Genomic DNA, 19,313 nt, shown 5'->3' with positions numbered 1-19,313 from the left:
CGTGATTAGGGGGCAAGAGCCTGAGATTGCTGGCCTCTCGATAATTCGGACCGGTGCGGGTTGGTAAAGATTCCATCCCCGTGCAGCCGTCTACCCAATCATGCCCGCCCATTCACTGCCCTGATGAATCCTCCCGGATGGCGACGCCTTGATTAGACTCACCGGACTCCCTGTCAGAACAAGGCCTGCGACCATGCAAAAACGCATCATGATCACCGGCGCCGGGTCTGGCCTCGGCCGCGAGATCGCCCTGCGCTGGGCCCGTGAGGGCTGGCGCCTGGCATTGGCCGATGTCAACGAAGCCGGCCTGCGCGAAACGCTGGAGCAGGTTCGCCAGGCCGGTGGCGACGGCTTCGTCCAGCGCTGCGATGTGCGCGACTATAGCCAGCTGACGGCCCTGGCCCAGGCCTGCGAAGCGAAGTTCGGTGGGGTCGATGTGATCGTCAACAACGCCGGCGTCGCTTCGGGTGGGTTCTTCGCCGAACTGACGCTGGAGGACTGGGACTGGCAGATCGCGGTCAATCTGATGGGCGTGGTCAAGGGTTGCAAGGCCTTCCTGCCGCTGCTGGAGCGCAGCAAGGGGCGCATTATCAATGTCGCCTCGATGGCCGCACTGATGCAGGGCCCGGGCATGAGCAACTACAACGTGGCCAAGGCCGGTGTGCTGGCCTTGTCGGAAAGCCTGCTGGTGGAGTTGCGTCAGGTGGAGGTGGCGGTGCACGTGGTGTGCCCGTCGTTCTTCCAGACCAACCTGCTGGACTCGTTCCGCGGGCCGAACCCGGCGATGAAGGCGCAGGTGGGCAAGCTGCTCGAAGGTTCGCCGATCAGTGCGGCGGACATTGCCGACTATATCCATCAGCAGGTCGCTGCAGGCGAGTTCCTCATCCTGCCCCATGAGGCAGGGCGCCAGGCCTGGCAACTGAAACGCCAGGCCCCTGAGCGGCTGTATGACGAGATGGCCGAAATGGCGGTGAAAATGCGGGCAAAAGCCCCGTCGCGATGATTGGTCTGTAGGAGAAGTTACTCAAAAGTGTAAGAGGCTTCTGAATCGTAGTGGAGCTATTGAGTAGCTGAATACCTACGGGGCAGGCTCCGGTTTTCCCTTTCGCAGGAGGATCGGAACATGCTGGTAATAGGGCGCGAAGTAGGGGAGGTCATCGTGATTGGCGATGACATCCGGATCATGGTGGTAGAGACCCGGGACGGCGTGGTGCGCTTTGGTGTGGCTGCTCCGCGTGAGGTGCCGGTGCATCGAGCCGAAGTTTACAAGCGCATCAAGGCGTCCAAGCAGAGCAAGGCCTGAAGAGGCCTGGCCTGCTATTCGAGCAGCTCGCGGGGCACATCATGCTTGGCCAGCAACTGGCATTGCTGGCTTTCCAGGTCGAACAGGATGAAAGCCTGGCCTTTGGCCAATGCCTGGCGTACCCGCAGCACGCGGGTTTCCAGCGGTGTGTCGTCGCCATTGTCAGTGCCGTCGCGGGTGACGAAGTCCTCGATCAGGCGGGTCAGGGTTTCGGCTTGCAATTGGTCGTAGGGGATCAGCATGGTCGGGCGGTGTCTGAAATAGGTATGGGCATGCTACGCGAAACATTCGAGGTGTTGGGGCCGCTTTGCAGCCCCAAGTGCGTTTAGCCTTTGTTTCCGACCAGGCTGTCCACGGCCGGTACCCGCGTGTCGCTCTCCATCTGCGCATCATGCTCCAGCTGGTGGCTGAAGCGCTCGAGTGACGTATTGGCCGGCTGCGAGTCGCTGGCAAATACGGGCGGGCTCAGCAGGTAGGCTGACAACAACCGGCTCAGCGCTGCCAGGCTATCGATATGGGTGCGCTCGTAACCATGGGTGGCATCGCAACCAAAGGCCACCAGCGCGGTACGAATATCGTGCCCGGCAGTCACCGCCGAATGGGCATCGCTGAAGTAATAGCGGAACAGGTCGCGCCGCACCGGCAAGTCATGGTCGCCGGCTAGTTTCAGCAGGTGCCGGGACAGGTGGTAGTCGTAAGGCCCCGACGAGTCCTGCATGGCCACACTGACCGCATGCTCGCTGGAAGCCTGCCCGGGCGCCACCGGGGCGATGTCGATGCCGACGAACTCGCTGACGTCCCAGGGCAGGGCGCCGGCTGCACCCGAGCCGGTCTCCTCGGTGATGGTGAACAGCGGGTGGCAGTCGATCAGCGGCTGGCGGCCGCTTTCCACCACGGCCTTCAGTGCCGCCAGCAATGCCGCTACGCCAGCCTTGTCGTCCAGGTGACGGGCACTGATGTGGCCGCTTTCGGTGAATTCGGGCAAGGGGTCGAAGGCCACGAAATCACCAATGCTCACGCCCAGCGCCTCACAGTCGGCGCGCGTGGCGCAGTAGGCATCCAGGCGCACTTCCACGTGGTCCCAGCTGATCGGCATCTGGTCGATCGCCGTGTTGAAGGCATGCCCGCTGGCCATCAGCGGCAGCACGCTGCCACGGAATACCCCGGTATCGGTAAACACGCTAACCCGGCTGCCCTCGGCAAAACGGCTGGACCAGCAGCCGACGGGCGCCAGGGCCAGGCGGCCATTGTCCTGCAACTGACGCACGCTGGCGCCGATGGTATCCAGGTGGGCAGAGACGGCGCGGTCGGGGGTGGCCTGCCGGCCTTTGAGGGTGGCGCGAATGGTGCCGCGGCGGGTCAGCTCGAAGGGGATGCCCAGCTCGTCAAGGCGTTCGGCCACGTAGCGCACGATGGTGTCGGTGAAGCCGGTGGGGCTGGGGATGGCGAGCATTTCCAGCAGCACGCGTTTGAGGTAGTCGAGATCGGGTTCGGGGTGTTGCTCGGACATGGTTGGGGACTCCTTTACTCCTGTGCCGGCCTCTTCGCGGGTAAACCCGCTCCTACGGGTACAGCGCCGTCTTCGCGGGTAAACCCGCTCCTACAGGTACAGCGCTGCCTTCGCGGGTAAACCCGCTCCTACAGGTACAGCGCCACCTTCAAGGGCGGTGATATCCCTGTGGGAGCGGGCTTGCCCGCGAAGAGGCCGGCACCGGTTTACGCCAAAGGCCGGCTATGGGGAAACAGCAGGTCGATAAAACGCTCGGCCGTGGGCTGCGGTTCATGGTTGGCCAGGCCAGCACGTTCGTTGGCCTCGATGATCACGTACTCCGGCTGCCCGGCATCGCGCACCATGAAGTCCAGCCCAACCACCGGAATTTCCAGTGCCCGTGCCGCCCGCACGGCAGCATCGGCCAGCACCGGGTGCAGGCGTTCGGTGACGTCTTCCAGGGTGCCGCCGGTGTGCAGGTTGGCCGTACGCCGCACGGCTAGGCGCTGGCCGGCCGGCAACACGTCGTCATAGCCAACGCCCGCTGCGCGCAAGGTGCGCTCGGTTTCGTCGTCCAGCGGAATGCGGCTTTCGCCACCGGTGGCGGCCTGGCGGCGACGGCTCTGGGCTTCGATCAACTGGCGCACGCTGTGCTTACCGTCGCCCAGCACCTGCGCCGGGTGGCGGATGGCGGCGGCCACCACCTCGTAGCCAATCACCACGATGCGCAGGTCGAACCCGGCATGGAAGCTTTCCAGCAGCACGCGGCTGTCGAACTGGCGGGCATGCGCCACGGCACGGGTGATGTCGTCGATGCAGGTCAGGTTCACCGCCACGCCCTGGCCTTGCTCGCCATCGACCGGCTTGACCACCACCGCGCCATGCTCTTCGAGAAACGCCAGGTTGTCATCGGCATTGCCCGCCAGCTGTTGCGCGGGCACCTGCAGCCCGGCGTTGTGCAGGGCGTGCTGGGTCAGGCGTTTGTCCTGGCACAGGGTCATGGTCACGGCACTGGTCAGGTCGCTGAGCGATTCCCGGCAGCGAATTCGCCGCCCGCCAAGGCTCAGGGTGAACAGGCCGCCAGCGGCGTCGTCCACCTGCACCTCGATGCCCCGGCGCAGGGCCTCGTCGACGATGATGCGTGCGTAGGGGTTGAGGTCGGCTTGCGGGCCAGGCCCGAGGAACAGCTGCTCGTTGATACCGTTCTTGCGCTTGACTGCGAAGGTGGGCAGGTTGCGAAAACCCAGTTTCTGATACAGGCGCTTGGCCTGGCGGTTGTCGTGCAGCACCGACAGGTCCAGGTAGGCCAGGCCACGGCTCATGAAATGTTCGATCAGGTGGCGCACCAGCACTTCACCCACGCCGGGGCGGGTGCAGTGTGGGTCCACCGCCAGGCACCACAGGCTGCTGCCATGCTCGGGGTCATCGAACGCCTTGGCGTGGTTCAGGCCCATGACGCTGCCGATAACCGCGCCGCTGTCTTCGTCCTCTGCCAACCAGTACACCGGGCCACCCAAGTGGCGAGGGGTAAGCAGCTCGGCGTCGACGGGGAGCATCCCGCGCGCCTGGTACAGCGTGTTGATCGCCTGCCAGTCGGCAGGGTTCTGTGCCCGGCGCACGCGGAAGCCGCGAAATACCCGCTGCGCCGGGCGGTAATCGGTGAACCACAGGCGCAGGGTGTCGGACGGGTCGAGGAACAGCTGCTGAGGGGCCTGTGCCAGCACCTGCTGCGGGGCGGCAACGTACAGGGCGATGTCGCGTTCGCCCGGGTGCTCGTCGAGCAAATCCTCGGCCAGGGAAACCGGGTCGGGGTAGGTGTGGCCTATCAGCAGCCGGCCCCAGCCGCAGTGCACGGCACGCGGTTGGTCGTGAGGCTGGCTGCCGTCGCCGGCCAGGCGCGCTTGCAGGCGCTCGTAGGACGGCGTCTGGCCGCGCAGCAGGCGCTGACCATAAGCGATTTCATGGGCTTTCATCGGTCAGATTCCTTGTTCGCTCAGCCACAGGTTCAGCGCCGCCAGTTGCCACAGCTTGGAACCGCGCAATGGCGTCAGCTGGCCGTGCGGGTTGCTCAGCAGGCGGTCGAGCATGGTCGGGTTGAACAACCCTCGGTCCTGGCTGGGGTCGGTCAACAGTTCGCGTACCCAGCCCAGGGTGGCACCTTCCAGATGCTTCAGGCCCGGTACCGGGAAGTAACCCTTCTTGCGGTCGATCACCTCATGCGGGATCACCCGTCGCGCCGCCTGCTTGAGCACCTGCTTGCCGCCGTCGGGCAGCTTGAAGCGGGCGGGAATGCGTGCCGACAGTTCCACCAGGCGGTAATCGAGGAACGGCGTACGCGCCTCCAGGCCCCAGGCCATGGTCATGTTGTCCACCCGCTTGACCGGGTCGTCGACCAGCATCACGGTGCTGTCCAGGCGCAGCGCCTTGTCCACGGCAGCCGGTGCGCCGGGGCGCGCGAAGTGTTCGCGCACGAAGTCGCCGGCAGCGTCGGTTTCCAGCAGCCAGGGCGCCTGCACGGTTTCGCGGTATTCGGCATGGCTGCGGTCGAAGAAGGCGTCACGGTAGGCCGCATAGGCATCGTCGGCGCCGTCCACCTGCGGGTACCAGTGGTAACCGGCGAACAGCTCATCAGCACCCTGGCCGCTCTGTACGCCTTTGCAGTGCTTGGCCACTTCCCGCGACAGCAGGTAGAAGGCGATGCAGTCGTGGCTGACCATCGGTTCGCTCATGGCGCGGAACGCGGCCGGCAACTGGTCGATGATTTCGTGTTCGGCAATGCGCAACTGGTGGTGACGGGTGCCGTAGTGTTTGGCGATCAGGTCCGAATACTGGAACTCGTCGCCGCGCTCGCCGCCGGCATCTTCAAAGCCGATGGAGAAGGTCGACAGGTCGTCAACGCCCACTTCGCGCAGCAAGCCGACCAGCAGGCTGGAGTCGACGCCGCCGGACAGCAACACACCCACATCGACGGCTGCCCGTTGGCGGATGGCTACGGCGTCGCGGGTGGCGTCGAGCACGCGGGTGGTCCAGCCTTCCAGGTCCAGTTCACGCTCGTCGGTGTGGGGGCCGTAGTGCAGTTGCCACCAGACTTGGCGTTCCACTTCGCCATGGCGGTCGATGCGCATCCAGGTGCCGGGCTCCAGCTTCTGCACGTTGGCCAGCAGGGTGCGCGGTGCCGGTACCACGGCGTGGAAGTTCAGGTAGTGGTTGAGGGCCACCGGGTCGAGCATCGGGTCGATGTCGCCGCCCTTGAGCAGTGCCGGCAGGGTCGAGGCAAAGCGCAGGCGCTCGCCGTTGCGCGACAGGTACAGGGGTTTGACGCCCAGGCGGTCGCGGGCCAGGAACAGGCGCTGGTTGTCGCGCTCCCAGATGGCCAGGGCAAACATGCCGTTGAGCTTGGGCAGCAGCGCCGCGCCCCAGGCGTGGTAGCCCTTGAGCAGCACCTCGGTGTCGCCGTCGGACCAGAAGGTGTAGCCCAGCGCCTGCAGTTCCTCGCGCAGTTCGGGGAAGTTGTAGATGGCACCGTTGAAGGCCAGCGACAGGCCCAGCGTATTGTCGACCATCGGCTGCGCCGAGCCGTCGGACAGGTCCATGATCTTCAGGCGCCGATGGCCCAGGGCGATCGGGCCCTGGCTATGGAAGCCCCAGGCATCCGGGCCTCGCGGGGCCAGGTGATGGGTAATGCGCTCTACCGCAGCCAGGTCGGCTGGGCGAGGGGCTTGGTCGATGGGGGTGAAACGTAACTCTCCTGCTAATCCGCACATAAGTCCTTACCGGTTTTTCCGTTGGGGAGGTGATGCCCCGGATTAGGGCACCTTAAGGAACTGACCTATGTGCTTTTCGAGAGTTTTAGAATGTTTGGTTATATGTGACCGGGCAGGCAACCCGATGCAATCATTTCCCCCGGATCAACCGGCGCAATCCAAACCGGTTCGGATGGCAAGCCTCCGCCACCGCCCGCGGCAATGGCAGCGGTTCCCCACATACCCAGGCCGCCACCAGCTCGCCACTCAACGGTGCCGTGATCAACCCGCGTGAGCCATGCCCGCTGTTCACATACAACCCGCCCAGCCAAGGGCAGGGCACATCCGGTACTTGCCGCGCATCCCGGCCCAGTACTGCATAGGCTTCGGCAAACGCCTGCGCGTCGGCGATAGGGCCGACGATCGGCAGGTAATCCGGGCTGGTGCAACGAAACGCAGCACGTCCCTGCAATTGCTCGGGGTCCAGTTCAGCCACAGCCAGCCGTTGCGCCAGATCGACGGAAATTTCGTCCAGCAGCGCCAGGTTGCCCTGGTGCTCGGCCACTGTCGGCGCAAGGTCTTCGCTATGGAAGTCAAAACTGGCGCCCAGTGAATGTTCACCCTCGCGCGGCGGTGCCACATAGCCTTCCGCGCACACCACGGTGCGCAGTGCCTGGCTGCTGGCGGTGGCCGGCAAGCGGGTGATCTGCCCGCGGATGCGCTTGAGTGGTAACTGCGCGCAAGGTTCGAAGCGCAGCACATCCGCCGCGCCGGCCAGGACCACCACTGGAGCGCGGGCTAACAGCTGGTCGCCAGCCCAGGCTTGCCACTGTTCATCCACTTTGCGCAGTTCGAGCACTTCCTGGTGCGTCACTAAATGAATACCAGGGTGCTGCAACTGCTGCTGGCACAGCGCCGGCGGGTGCACCCAGCCACCTTCGGGGTAGAACAACCCGCCGCCAGGCAACGCCACGCCGGCGATGGCTTCGGCCTCGGCGCGCGCCAGGCAGTGCAGCAAGCCGTGGTCGAAGGCGGCAGCCAGCTTGCCCTGGCGTTCGGCCTCCTTGCTGTCGAAAGCCAGTTGCAGCACCCCGCAGGCATCCCAGTCACGGCCACGCTGCAAGCGCTGCAGCTGGCGCCGGGTGTAGCCGAACCCGGACAGGATCATCTGCGACAGTGCGGTGCCATGGGCAGACAGCTTGAGGTACAGCACCCCTTGCGGGTTGCCTGAAGCCTCCTGGGCGGGGGCTTCGTGGCGCTCCAGTACAGTAACCTGCCAGCCGCGCCGGGCCAGGCTGGCGGCGCTGCTGCTGCCGGCAAGTCCGGCACCGATCACCAGCGCCTCGCGCGGCCCCTGTGTCACAGCGGGGCGCGCGTACCAAGGCGCGCATGGGCCGGGCAGGGGGCCGACGTAGGCGCCGCTCATCACCTCCCACTTCTTGCCGATGCCTGGCACCTTCTTCATGGCGAAACCGGCTTCGACCAGGCTGCGACGTACCCAGCCGGTGGTGGTGAAGGTACCCAGCACCGTGCCCGGATGCGATAGCCGGGCCAGTTGCGCAAACAGCTCCGGGGTCCACATGTCGGGGTTCTTGGCGGGGGCGAAGCCGTCGAGGAACCACACATCGATTTGCGCATCGAGTTGCGGCAGCTGTTCCAGCACATCGCCTATCAACAGGGTCAGGGTGACCCTGCCACCGGCGAAGGTGAACTGCTGAAAGCCCGGGTGCACCGCCACGTATTGCTCCAGCAGCGGCTCGGTATAGGCGGCCAGTTCAGGCCACAGGCGCACTGCGCGGGCCATGTCGGCGTGGTCGAGGGGGTACTTCTCGACGCTGACGAAGTGCAGGCGCGCGTCGCTGTGTGCGTGCTGGTCGAACAGCTGCCAGGCGCAGAAAAAATTCATGCCGGTGCCAAAACCGGTTTCGCCGATCACCGTGCAGGCGTGCGGCGCCAGGTTGGCAAAACGCTCGGCCAGGCGGGTCTGGCCGAGGAACACGTGCTTGGTTTCTTCGATGCCTTCGTTGACTGCGAAATAGACGTCGTCATAGTGCCGCGAATGGGGGCGGCCCTGGTCGTCCCAGTCGATCTGGGCGTGCTGGAGGAGGGTGGGCATGGTGGGCTCGGTTGCAGCGGATGGCGGGATTTTATGCCATCCGGCTGAGCTGTGGGAGCGCGTTCATTGGTGAAGAGGTCAATACAGGCCGAAATGAAATCCGCTAGTCTTGCTTATCCATTGAAGGAGCCAGTGCATGTTCGAATCTGCCGAAATCGGCCACAGCATCGACAAGGAGGCTTACGACGCCGAGGTACCCGCTTTACGCGAGGCCCTGCTCGAAGCCCAGTACGAACTCAAGCAGCAGGCGCGTTTTCCGGTGATCGTGCTGATCAACGGCATTGAAGGCGCCGGCAAGGGTGAGACGGTAAAACTGCTCAACGAGTGGATGGACCCGCGCATGATCGATGTGCTCACCTTCGACCAGCAGACCGACGAAGAGTTGGCCCGCCCACCCGCCTGGCGCTATTGGCGGGCCTTGCCACCCAAGGGGCGAATGGGTGTGTTCTTTGGTAACTGGTACAGCCAGATGCTGCAGGGGCGGGTGCACGGGGTGTTCAAGGATGCCGTGCTCGATCAGGCCATTACCGGTGCCGAACGCCTGGAGGAGATGCTGTGCGATGAAGGTGCGCTGATCATCAAGTTCTGGTTCCACCTGTCCAAGAAGCAGATGAAGGCACGGCTCAAATCGCTCAAGGACGATCCGCTGCACAGTTGGAAGATCAGCCCGCTGGATTGGCAGCAATCGCAAACCTACGACCGCTTTGTGCGCTTTGGCGAGCGCGTGCTGCGCCGCACCAGCCGTGACTATGCGCCATGGCACATCATCGAAGGGGTAGACCCGAATTACCGTAGCCTGGCGGTGGGGCGCATCCTGCTGGAAAGCCTGCAAGCCGCGCTGGCCAATAATCCCAAGGGCAAGCACCAGGGCAACGTGGCCCCGCTGGGCCACAGCATTGACGACCGCAGCCTGCTCGGCGCCCTGGACATGACCTTGCGCCTGGACAAGGCCGACTATCAGGAACAGTTGATCACCGAACAGGCGCGTCTGGCCGGCCTGCTGCGTGACAAGCGCATGCGCCGGCATGCCCTGGTGGCGGTGTTCGAAGGCAACGACGCCGCCGGCAAGGGGGGCGCCATCCGCCGCGTGGCGGCGGCGCTGGACCCGCGTCAGTACCGTATCGTGCCGATTGCCGCGCCGACCGAAGAAGAGCGCGCCCAGCCGTACCTGTGGCGGTTCTGGCGGCACATCCCGGCACGGGGCAAGTTCACCATCTTCGACCGTTCCTGGTATGGCCGGGTGCTGGTGGAGCGGGTGGAAGGCTTCTGCAGCCCTGCTGACTGGATGCGTGCCTATAGCGAGATCAACGACTTTGAAGAGCAGTTGGTGGATGCCGGCGTGGTGGTGGTCAAGTTCTGGCTGGCGATCGACCAGCAGACCCAACTGGAGCGCTTCGAAGAGCGTGAGCAGATTCCGTTCAAACGCTACAAGATCACCGAGGATGACTGGCGCAACCGCGACAAGTGGGACGAGTACTCCCAGGCGGTGGGCGACATGGTCGACCGCACCAGCAGCGAGATTGCCCCTTGGACGCTGGTGGAGGCCGATGACAAGCGCTGGGCGCGGGTGAAGGTGGTGCGCACCATCAACCAAGCGCTGGAAGCGGCGTTTGCCAAGCACAAGAAATAGCTGAATGTGATGTTGCCTGTTTCGGCCCTTTCGCGGGTAAACCCGCTCCTACGACGGATTGGACTGCGCCCCGGATGTTGGACAAAAAATCCAACACCGGGGCGCAGCTCACGCTCCCGTAGGAGCGGGTTTACCCGCGAAAGGGTCAGCACAGGCAACACCTCCCCCCAGCCATGCTCCAAAAGAATGACCTGATGAATTCTTTTCTCGGCACTCTCCACCGTCTCCGTCCTCCAACCCCGTAGAATTCAACAACCCCCACCACGGGCTTGATCGAGGATTTTATGCACACCACTTCTGGCCGCTGGGGCTATGGGCTGTTCCTGGCACTTCTGACGGCGCTGCTCTGGGGCATCTTGCCGATCAAGCTCAAGCAGGTATTGCAAGTGGTCGACCCGATCACTGTCACCTGGTACCGCCTGCTGGTCTCCGGCAGCCTGTTGTTCGCCTGGCTGGCGGCTAACCGGCGTTTGCCGTCCATACGCAAGCTGGCGCCCAGGGGCAAGGGCCTGGTGCTGGTTGCGGTGCTCGGCCTGATGGGCAACTACGTGCTCTACCTGATCGGTCTCAAACTGCTTAGCCCGGGCACTGCACAACTGGTGGTACAGATCGGCCCGGTGCTGTTGCTGGTGGCCAGCGTGTTCGTGTTCCGCGAGCGCTTCAGTGTGGGGCAGGGCATGGGCCTGTTGGTGCTGCTGGCAGGGTTTGGCCTGTTCTTCAACCAGCGCCTGGAAGAGCTGCTGACTTCGCTGGGTACCTACACCACCGGCGTGTTGACCATCTTGCTGGCGACCAGCATCTGGGTGTTCTACGCCCTGAGCCAGAAGCAGTTGCTGACCGTGTGGCACTCGCAGCAGGTGATGATGGTGATCTACCTCAGCTGCGCTGCGTTGCTGACACCTTGGGTGCACCCGCTGGAGGCCTTGCAACTGACCCCGGTGCAAGGCTGGCTGCTGCTGGCCTGTTGCCTGAACACCCTGGTGGCTTACGGCGCGTTCGCCGAAGCGCTGGCGCACTGGGAGGCGTCGCGGGTAAGTGCCACGCTGGCGCTGACCCCGCTGGTGACCTTTGTTGCGGTAGCGCTGGCAGCATGGGTGTGGCCTGAGTATGTGCATGCCGAGGACATCAATGCCCTTGGCTATTTGGGGGCGGTCACGGTGGTGTTCGGTTCGGCGCTGGTGGCGCTGGGGCCCTCGCTGGTAGCAGGTTGGCGGGCCCGCAGGGCGCGGTTGGCCTAGGTCTGTCGATTGCCTGTACCGGCCCTTTCGCGGGTGAACCCGCTCCTATGTATGGACTCGCCCACACTGTCTAGCTGCTTTTTTGAACATAGGAACCCGGTTGCATCTATGTATCAGGCCTGTTCGAGGAAGCTTTTTGCTTCTGGCCAACATCGTGGTGAGCTCGCAGTGTGCCGTTTACATTGAGGCCACTATCAGGCCTGTAGGAGCGGAGGCATCGGTCTGCGACGGTCTTACCTAGGGTCAATGTTCACTAGCAGGGGTTGGAGCGCCTAGCGCCCCGGTGGCATTACCCGGTTGGTCAGAGGCTCATAGCCGCCTCCGGTTTTTCGTTCGGTTTGCGTTGGTAAACCTGATCGCTCTGTAACAGGGCCCAGATAATCCGCAGATTTCGATTAGCCAGCCTGATCGCCGCCTCCTTGCGCCCAAGGCGGGATAGCCAGCGCAAGAGGCGGCGATCATCTGGCTGATCGGAATCAGGCCTTAACTGACTCAAGACAGCATGCGCGCCCTGGATCATCAGGCTGCGTATGTAGCCGTCACCGCGCTTGCTCATCTTGCCCAATCTGATTTTGTTTCCGCTGCTGTGCTGATCGGGCACGATACCGAAGAAGGCGGAATACATTCGGCCACTGGCGAAGCGGCTGGGGTCGGTCTGTTTCGCCACGATCGCCGTGGCAATGATAGGGCCGACGCCGCGAATGGTGATCAGTCGCTGAGCGACTTTATCCTCTTGGGCAGTCGCTTCGAGCCGGCGGCTCAGCGCCGCTATGCGTTCACCTAGAGACAACCAGTCCATCAGCAACTCATCGAGCAACTCGCGCAACAGGTCGGGTAGAGGCAAGGAAGCATCCTCAAGCGCCTGAGGCACATGCTTATTGATCGCGGCATCGCCCTGGGGCATGGATACGCCATGCTCGAGTAGCAAACCACGGATCTGATTACCCAGCGCGGTATGTCGCTTGATGTTACCGCGCCGGATACGGTGCAGCGCTTGAATAGCCAGTGCTGTGGTGCTCTTGATCGGTATCGAAGCGATGCTCGTATCGCGACCGGCACGCAAAATGGCATAGCAGTCGTTACGATCGTTCTTAGCACCGCTGCGATGTTCGGCGACACGTTGCGCCGGCAGGATGCGAACCGGATTACCTTTGGCCTGCAGCAGTCTGGCCCAGGCTTGTGCACCTGGACCGCACTCCATCAAGACGGCCACGGTCGTTGGCAGCCTGAGCAGGAAATCGTGGAACGCTTGGCGGGATTTGATGCGATCTTCGTAGATCACCCGACCAGTAGCGTCCTCGCCTGCTAATTGGAAGACCTGTTTGGCCAGGTCTACGCAGATGGTTGTGCAAAGCTCCACATCAGTGGAAGACAGGGAATCGTGTTTCGAACTATGCTTTTTCATGGTCTCGCCCTCGCTGCCGTTGGCTTCTTCGAACACCACCGTGGCACTGTGATGCCTCGGCGGGGGCGAGTCCATCGATTACGATGGATTCGCCTCTCGGCGTAGGAGCGGGTTTACCCGCGAAAGGGCCGGTACAGGCTACAGAGCAGTCAGCCCTTGCCGCCCGGCGCCAGCATGTTCTCCGGCCGCACCCACTGGTCGAACTGCTCATTGGTCAGGTACTTCAACGCCAAGGCCGCCTCGCGCAAGGTCTTGCCCTCGCTGTAAGCCTTCTTGGCAATTTCTGCCGCCTTGTCATAGCCAATATGCGGGTTCAGCGCCGTCACCAGCATCAACCCGCGCTCCAGGTGCGCGGCCATCTGCTCGGCATCCGGCTCGATACCTGCCACGCAATGCTGCTGGAAGTTGCGGCAACCATCGGCCAGCAACTCGATGGATTGCAGCAGGTTATGGATGATCACCGGCTTGAACACATTCAACTGCAAATGCCCCTGACTGGCGGCAAAGCCGATGGCTGCGTCGTTGCCCAGTACCTGGCAGGCCAGCATCGACAGCGCCTCGCACTGGGTGGGGTTGACCTTGCCCGGCATGATCGAGCTGCCCGGCTCGTTGGCTGGCAGGCGCACCTCGGCAAGCCCGGCGCGAGGGCCGGACCCCAGCAGGCGCAGGTCGTTGGCGATTTTCATCAGGGCCACGGCCAGGGTCTTCAGGGCCCCCGCCAGGCTGGTCAGCGGTTCGTGGCCGGCGAGGGCGGCGAACTTGTTGGGTGCAGTGATGAACGGCAGGCCGGACAGCGCCGCCAGCTCGGCCGCGATGGCCTCGGCAAAACCCTGCGGGGCGTTGAGCCCGGTACCCACGGCAGTGCCGCCCTGGGCCAGTTCGCACACCGCCGGCAGGGTGGCGCGGATAGCGCGCTGGGCGTAATCGAGCTGGGCGACGAAGGCCGACACTTCCTGGCCGAAGGTAATCGGCGTGGCGTCCATCATGTGCGTGCGGCCGGTTTTTACCAGCTTGTGGTGACGCATCGACAGCTCGGCCAGCCCCGAAGACAGTTCAGTGACGGCCGGCAGCAGCTTTTCATGCACCGCCTGGGCTGCCGCAATGTGCATGGCGGTGGGGAAGCAGTCGTTGGAGCTCTGCGAGCGGTTGACGTGGTCATTTGGGTGTACTGGCGCCTTGCCGCCACGGCCTTTGCCGGCCAGTTCGTTGGCGCGTCCGGCGATCACCTCGTTGACGTTCATGTTGCTCTGGGTGCCACTGCCCGTCTGCCAGACGACGAGCGGGAACTGATCGTCGTGCTGGCCATCCAGCACTTCATCGGCGGCCTGTTCGATCAACCGGGCGATGTCGGCCGGCAGGTCGCCATTGCGGTCGTTGACGCGCGCCGCGGCCTTCTTGATCAGTGCCAGGGCGTGCAATACCGCGAGGGGCATGCGTTCCTTGCCAATGGCGAAGTTGATCAGCGAACGCTGGGTCTGCGCACCCCAGTAGGCGTCCTCCGGAACTTCGACCGGGCCCAGGCTGTCTGTCTCGATACGGCTCATTCTGTACTCACTCCTGTGTAGTTCGAAATCGCAGTTTAGGCCCTGATTCGACCGAGCGGTTCCGTCGCTCGTCGTGCCACTTGAGCACATCGCCACCACGGCGCAGAATGCTCTACTCTGAGGTGCCCGCCTCCCCCTCTTTGAAGGAAATGCAATGACCCGTCTCCGTGTCCTTTGTGCCGCCGTTGCCCTGGTTTGCGCCAGCGGCCAGGTACTCGCTGCCACCGCCAGCCACAACGCTGCTGCCGAGAAATTCCTGACCCTGGCCAACGCCGACAAGCTGGGCACCCCGGTGTACATGCAAGTGCAGCAGATGTTCGCCCAGCGTTTCGCCCAGACCAAGGCCCCGGCCGCCAAGCAGCCCGTGCTGGAAAGCTACCAGGCCAAGGCCAATGCCGCGCTGGACAACGCCATCGGCTGGAACAAGCTGAAGCCGAAGATGGTCGACCTGTACACCCGGACCTTCACCGAGCAGGAGCTGAAGGACCTGGTCAAGTTCTACGAATCGCCGCTGGGCAAGAAAGTGCTGCGTGAAATGCCCAAGGTCACCCAGCAGTCGGCACAGTTGACCCAGCAGAGCCTGGAGCCAGCAGTACCGGTGGTGAACAAGCTGCTGGAAGACATGACCAAAGAGCTGGACCCGAACGCAGGCAAGGCCGCCGCCCCAGCGAAGAAGTGAGTACGCCGCAATGACCATGCAACAACGTATCGAACAGCAACTGGCCGCGCTGGCGCCGCAACACCTGGAAGTGCTCAACGAAAGTCACATGCACAGTCGTGGTCAGGAGACCCACTACAAGGCGGTGATCGTCAGCGAGCAGTTCGCCGGGTTGAACAGCGTCAAGCGCCACCAGAAGGTGTACGCCACCATGGGTGAACTGATGGGCGAGATCCATGCCCTGGCCATCCACACCTACACCGCCGAAGAGTGGGCCAAGGTCGGCGTTGCTCCGGCCTCGCCGGTGTGCGCCGGCGGCGGGCACTGAAACCTTTCTGTTGTTCTGGTAGAATCCTGCAAGATCCGGGGGCCGCTTTGCGGCCCTTTCGCGACACAAGGCCGCTCCCACAGGAACCGCACTAGCCATCGGGTTACGCGGTCCCTGTGGGAGCGGCCTTGTGTCGCGAAAGGGGCACAAAGCGCCCCCCTGCTTTTTCTGTACCTGTCAAACCCGGTCCGCCCCTTACGAGGGCAGCCACCTGGAGATTCCGTTACATGTCTCAAGCCATCGTCGTCGCGGCGCTGTACAAGTTCGTTACCCTGGAAGACTACGTCGAGCTGCGCGAGCCGCTGCTCAAGACCATGCTCGACAACAACGTCAAAGGCACCCTGCTGCTGGCCCAGGAGGGCATCAACGGCACCGTGTCGGGCACCCGGGAAGGCATTGATGGCCTGCTGGCCTGGTTGCGCGGCGACCCGCGTCTGGTCGATATCGATCACAAAGAATCGTACTGCGACGAACAGCCGTTCTACCGCACCAAGGTCAAGCTCAAGAAAGAGATCGTCACCCTCGGTGTGCCGGGCGTAGACCCCAACCAGGCCGTTGGCACCTATGTCGAGCCCAAGGACTGGAACGCCCTGATCAGCGACCCGGAAGTGCTGTTGATCGACACCCGCAACGACTACGAAGTGGCCATCGGTACCTTCAAGGGCGCCATCGACCCGAAGACTGAAACCTTCCGTGAGTTCCCGGAGTACATCAAGGCCAACTTCGACCCGAGCAAGCACAAGAAGGTCGCCATGTTCTGCACCGGCGGCATCCGTTGCGAAAAAGCCTCCAGCTACATGCTCGGTGAAGGCTTCGAGTCGGTCTATCATCTTAAGGGCGGCATCCTGAAATACTTCGAGGAAGTGCCTCAGGAAGAAAGCCTGTGGGACGGCGACTGCTTCGTCTTCGACAACCGGGTCACGGTGCGTCATGACCTGAGCGAAGGCGAGTACGACCAGTGCCACGCCTGCCGCCATCCGATCAATGCAGAGGAGCGCGCGTCCGAGCACTATTCGCCAGGTGTCAGCTGCCCGCATTGCTGGGACAGCCTGAGCGAGAAGACCCGACGCAGTGCCATCGACCGGCAGAAGCAGATCGAGCTGGCCAAGGCCCGCAACCTGCCGCACCCGATCGGTTACAACTACAAAGCCGAGGCTTGAAGCATGTCTGCACGCCTGATCTATGTGATGGACCCGATGTGCTCCTGGTGCTGGGGTTTTGCGCCAGTGGCCGCGGCCCTGATCGCCCAGGCGCGTGAGGCAGGCGTGCCCGCCCGCTTGGTAACGGGCGGGCTGCGTACCGGCGGCAGCGCCCTGGACAGCTCCACTCGCAAGTACATCCTGGAACACTGGCAGGCGGTGGCTGATGCTACCGGCCAGCCGTTCCGCTTCGAGGGGGCCATGCCGGACGGCTTCGTCTACGACACCGAGCCGGCCTGCCGCGCCCTGGTCACGGCCCGCGAGCTGGATGCCGAGCGCGTCTGGCCGCTGCTGGCGTTGATCCAGCGTTCGTTCTACGAACAGGGCATCGATGTGACCACCGCGCCGCAGTTGGTCGAGCTGGCCTCGCAGTGTGGCTTCGACCGTGCCGCGTTCGCCGAAGCCTTCGCCCGTGCCGATACCCGCGCCGCCACCGCGGCCGACTTCGCCTGGGCCCAGGACCTGGGTATTGCCGGGTTCCCGACCCTGCTGGCCGAGCGCAATGGTCAACTGGCCTTGCTGACCAACGGCTACCAGCCGCTGGAGCGCCTGCAACCCTTGCTCAGCCGCTGGCTGCAGCAGGCCGCCTGTGCTTGATGTACCAGGGTCACCCGACCCGGTACCGGGCAAGCCATACACTGCGGGCGATCGGCTGAGCTGGGCGGAAATCCGCCGCCTGGCCCTGCATCACAAGAAAAACCTCTGGTCCGCCAACCTCATTGCGTTACTGGCGGCGTGTTGCAGTGTGCCCATTCCGCTGCTGCTGCCGCTGTTGGTGGACGAAGTACTGCTCGGCCATGGCGATGCGGCGCTGAAGTGGATGAACCATCTGCTGCCGTCCAGCTGGCAGGTGGCAGCCGGCTACATCGGCCTGATGCTGGCGCTCACCCTGTGCCTGCGCCTGGCTGCGTTGGCCTTCAACGTGATCCAGTCCAAGCTGTTCGCCGGGCTGGCCAAGGACATCGTCTACCGCCTGCGCATCCGCCTGATCGAGCGCCTCAAGCGTATTTCGCTGAAAGAGTACGAAAGCCTGGGCAGCGGCACGGTGACCACCCACCTGGTCACCGACCTGGACACCCTGGACAAGTTCGTTGGCGAAACCCTCAGCCGCTTCCTGGTGGCCATGCTGACACTGACCGGCACGGCGGCCATCCTGATCTGGATGCACTGGCAACTGGCCTTTCTGATCTTGCTGTTCAACCCGCTGGTGATCTACTTCACCGTGCAGTTGGGCAAGCGCGTCAAGCACCTGAAAAAGCTCGAAAACGACAGCACCGCGCGCTTTACCCAGGCGCTGGCGGAAACCCTCGATGCCATCCAGGAAATCCGCGCCGGCAACCGCCAGGGCTACTTCCTTGGCCGCCTGGGCTTGCGTGCCCGCGAGGTGCGCGATTACGCCGTGGACTCGCAATGGAAAAGCGATGCCAGTGGCCGTGCCAGTGGCCTGCTGTTCCAGTTCGGCATCGACATCTTCCGCGCGGCGGCGATGCTGACCGTGCTGTTTTCCGACCTGTCGATCGGCCAGATGCTGGCGGTGTTCAGCTACCTGTGGTTCATGATCGGTCCGGTGGAGCAACTGCTTAATCTGCAATATGCGTACTACGCCGCAGGCGGTGCGCTGAGCCGCCTCAACGAGCTGCTGGCGCGTGCCGACGAGCCGCAATACCCGGCCGCCAGCGACCCGTTCGCCGGGCGCGAAACGGTGGGCATTGAAGTGCGCGACCTGCGCTTTGCCTATGCCGACGAGCCGGTGCTCGAGCACCTCGACCTGTCCATCGCTGCGGGTGAGAAGGTGGCGATTGTCGGTGCCAGCGGCGGCGGCAAGAGCACGCTGGTGCAGCTACTGCTGGGCCTTTACAGCGCCCAGGCCGGGACCATCCGCTTTGGCGGGGCCAGCCTCCAGGAAATCGGCCTGGAAACCCTGCGCGAGAACGTCGCGGTGGTGTTGCAGCACCCGTCGCTGTTCAACGACAGCGTGCGTGCCAACCTGACCATGGGCCGCGACTGCAGCGATGATGCGTGCTGGCAGGCGCTGCGCATCGCCCAGCTGGATGCCACCATCGCCGCCTTGCCGCAGGGCCTGGACAGTGTGGTAGGGCGTTCAGGCGTGCGCTTGTCCGGTGGCCAGCGCCAGCGCCTGGCCATTGCCCGCATGGTACTGGCTGAGCCCAAGGTGGTGATCCTCGACGAGGCCACCTCAGCCCTGGATGCCGCCACCGAGTACAACCTGCATCAGGCCTTGGCGTGCTTCCTCAGCGGCCGCACCACGCTGATCATCGCCCACCGCTTGTCGGCGGTGAAACAGGCCGACCGGGTGCTGGTGTTCGATGGCGGGCACGTGGCCGAAGACGGCGACCATCAGCAGCTGATTGCCGAGGGTGGGTTATACGCCAAGCTTTATGGGCATCTGCAGCAGAGCTGATTATCTGGCTGCCTTCACCGGGCTTTTGGGAGCAACTGTCTTGCTCAATTTCTAAAAGCTGGTGCCACCCTGTGGGAGCGGGCTTGCCCGCGAACACGGGCGAAGCCCGTGCCATCCACCGCGGTGTCTTCTTCGCGGGTAAACCCGCTCCTACAATGGCCAGCGCGTACGCTGTAAAAATCCCCGATTCCTTGTCATAAAAATCCCCGCCACAGCGATGGCAAATGGCCTACGCTGT

At 63.7% G+C, this 19,313-nt stretch carries 16 protein-coding genes; 9 read left to right on the top strand and 7 right to left on the bottom strand.

All coding sequences use genetic code 11. The features are described 5' to 3' along the window. Positions 1 to 193 precede the first annotated feature (193 nt). Positions 194 to 1,003 (top strand): SDR family oxidoreductase, encoded by an 810-nt coding sequence (locus tag AC3RCM_RS20965; protein WP_020193054.1) that lies wholly within the window; start codon positions 194 to 196, stop codon positions 1,001 to 1,003. Between the two features lie 120 nt (positions 1,004 to 1,123). Next, positions 1,124 to 1,303: a carbon storage regulator CsrA gene (gene csrA, locus AC3RCM_RS20960; RefSeq protein WP_004575804.1), complete on the top strand. Its 180-nt coding sequence runs from the start codon at positions 1,124 to 1,126 to the stop codon at positions 1,301 to 1,303. Between the two features lie 14 nt (positions 1,304 to 1,317). Here csrA and AC3RCM_RS20955 read toward each other — a convergent pair whose 3' ends face one another. The 5 genes from AC3RCM_RS20955 to mnmC all read right to left on the bottom strand — a co-directional run bounded on the left by AC3RCM_RS20955 (position 1,318) and on the right by mnmC (position 8,651). After that, the gene (locus AC3RCM_RS20955; protein WP_004575803.1) at positions 1,318 to 1,545 is read right to left on the bottom strand and encodes a YheU family protein; all 228 of its coding nucleotides are present in this window, start codon (positions 1,543 to 1,545) and stop codon (positions 1,318 to 1,320) included. Between the two features lie 83 nt (positions 1,546 to 1,628). Then, positions 1,629 to 2,813 carry an osmoprotectant NAGGN system M42 family peptidase gene (locus AC3RCM_RS20950; RefSeq protein ID WP_020193055.1) on the bottom strand — a complete coding sequence of 395 codons (1,185 nt, stop codon included), beginning with the start codon at positions 2,811 to 2,813 and terminating at the stop codon, positions 1,629 to 1,631. A 206-nt stretch (positions 2,814 to 3,019) separates the two neighbouring features. Beyond that, positions 3,020 to 4,765 carry an N-acetylglutaminylglutamine synthetase gene (ngg, locus tag AC3RCM_RS20945; protein ID WP_104887172.1) on the bottom strand — a complete coding sequence of 582 codons (1,746 nt, stop codon included), beginning with the start codon at positions 4,763 to 4,765 and terminating at the stop codon, positions 3,020 to 3,022. A 3-nt stretch (positions 4,766 to 4,768) separates the two neighbouring features. Next, a complete protein-coding gene (locus AC3RCM_RS20940; RefSeq protein WP_198748308.1) occupies positions 4,769 to 6,556 on the bottom strand; it encodes an N-acetylglutaminylglutamine amidotransferase in 1,788 nt (595 codons plus the stop codon). 130 nt (positions 6,557 to 6,686) lie between these two features. Continuing rightward, on the bottom strand, positions 6,687 to 8,651 hold the full coding sequence (mnmC, locus tag AC3RCM_RS20935) for a bifunctional tRNA (5-methylaminomethyl-2-thiouridine)(34)-methyltransferase MnmC2/FAD-dependent 5-carboxymethylaminomethyl-2-thiouridine(34) oxidoreductase MnmC1 (RefSeq protein ID WP_064492645.1): 1,965 nt from the start codon (positions 8,649 to 8,651) through the stop codon (positions 6,687 to 6,689). 136 nt (positions 8,652 to 8,787) lie between these two features. Between mnmC and pap the strand changes: the two genes are divergently transcribed. Both pap and AC3RCM_RS20925 read left to right on the top strand, forming a co-directional pair. Next, positions 8,788 to 10,281 (top strand): polyphosphate:AMP phosphotransferase, encoded by a 1,494-nt coding sequence (gene pap, locus AC3RCM_RS20930; RefSeq protein ID WP_492629126.1) that lies wholly within the window; start codon positions 8,788 to 8,790, stop codon positions 10,279 to 10,281. A gap of 284 nt (positions 10,282 to 10,565) precedes the next feature. Further along, the gene (locus AC3RCM_RS20925) at positions 10,566 to 11,519 is read left to right on the top strand and encodes a DMT family transporter (RefSeq protein WP_104887173.1); all 954 of its coding nucleotides are present in this window, start codon (positions 10,566 to 10,568) and stop codon (positions 11,517 to 11,519) included. Between the two features lie 301 nt (positions 11,520 to 11,820). On the opposite strand, the gene AC3RCM_RS20920 is transcribed toward AC3RCM_RS20925, so the two are convergent. Then, positions 11,821 to 12,879 (bottom strand): IS110-like element ISPpu11 family transposase, encoded by a 1,059-nt coding sequence (locus AC3RCM_RS20920; RefSeq protein WP_098316384.1) that lies wholly within the window; start codon positions 12,877 to 12,879, stop codon positions 11,821 to 11,823. A gap of 194 nt (positions 12,880 to 13,073) precedes the next feature. Continuing rightward, a complete protein-coding gene (locus tag AC3RCM_RS20915; RefSeq protein ID WP_064492642.1) occupies positions 13,074 to 14,468 on the bottom strand; it encodes a class II fumarate hydratase in 1,395 nt (464 codons plus the stop codon). A gap of 154 nt (positions 14,469 to 14,622) precedes the next feature. On the opposite strand from AC3RCM_RS20915, the gene AC3RCM_RS20910 reads away from it, so the two are divergent. The 5 genes from AC3RCM_RS20910 (at position 14,623) to AC3RCM_RS20890 (ending at position 19,075) form a co-directional block, all read left to right on the top strand. Beyond that, the gene (locus AC3RCM_RS20910) at positions 14,623 to 15,147 is read left to right on the top strand and encodes a DUF2059 domain-containing protein (RefSeq protein ID WP_010952796.1); all 525 of its coding nucleotides are present in this window, start codon (positions 14,623 to 14,625) and stop codon (positions 15,145 to 15,147) included. 10 nt (positions 15,148 to 15,157) lie between these two features. After that, entirely contained in the window at positions 15,158 to 15,454 is a 297-nt protein-coding gene (locus AC3RCM_RS20905; protein WP_010952797.1) for a BolA family protein, read from the top strand. A 227-nt stretch (positions 15,455 to 15,681) separates the two neighbouring features. Continuing rightward, positions 15,682 to 16,614, top strand: coding sequence for an oxygen-dependent tRNA uridine(34) hydroxylase TrhO (gene trhO / locus AC3RCM_RS20900; protein WP_492629125.1), 933 nt, complete (start codon positions 15,682 to 15,684; stop codon positions 16,612 to 16,614). A 3-nt stretch (positions 16,615 to 16,617) separates the two neighbouring features. Next, positions 16,618 to 17,250 carry a DsbA family protein gene (locus tag AC3RCM_RS20895; protein WP_198748309.1) on the top strand — a complete coding sequence of 211 codons (633 nt, stop codon included), beginning with the start codon at positions 16,618 to 16,620 and terminating at the stop codon, positions 17,248 to 17,250. After that, the gene (locus AC3RCM_RS20890; RefSeq protein WP_492629124.1) at positions 17,243 to 19,075 is read left to right on the top strand and encodes an ABC transporter ATP-binding protein; all 1,833 of its coding nucleotides are present in this window, start codon (positions 17,243 to 17,245) and stop codon (positions 19,073 to 19,075) included. Before AC3RCM_RS20895 ends, AC3RCM_RS20890 begins: the two co-directional genes overlap by 8 nt. Positions 19,076 to 19,313: the final 238 nt, after the last annotated feature.

It is taken from the genome of Pseudomonas sp. GW823-FHT05G12, assembly GCF_058795575.1.
This window is presented reverse-complemented; position numbering and strand designations above follow the sequence as displayed.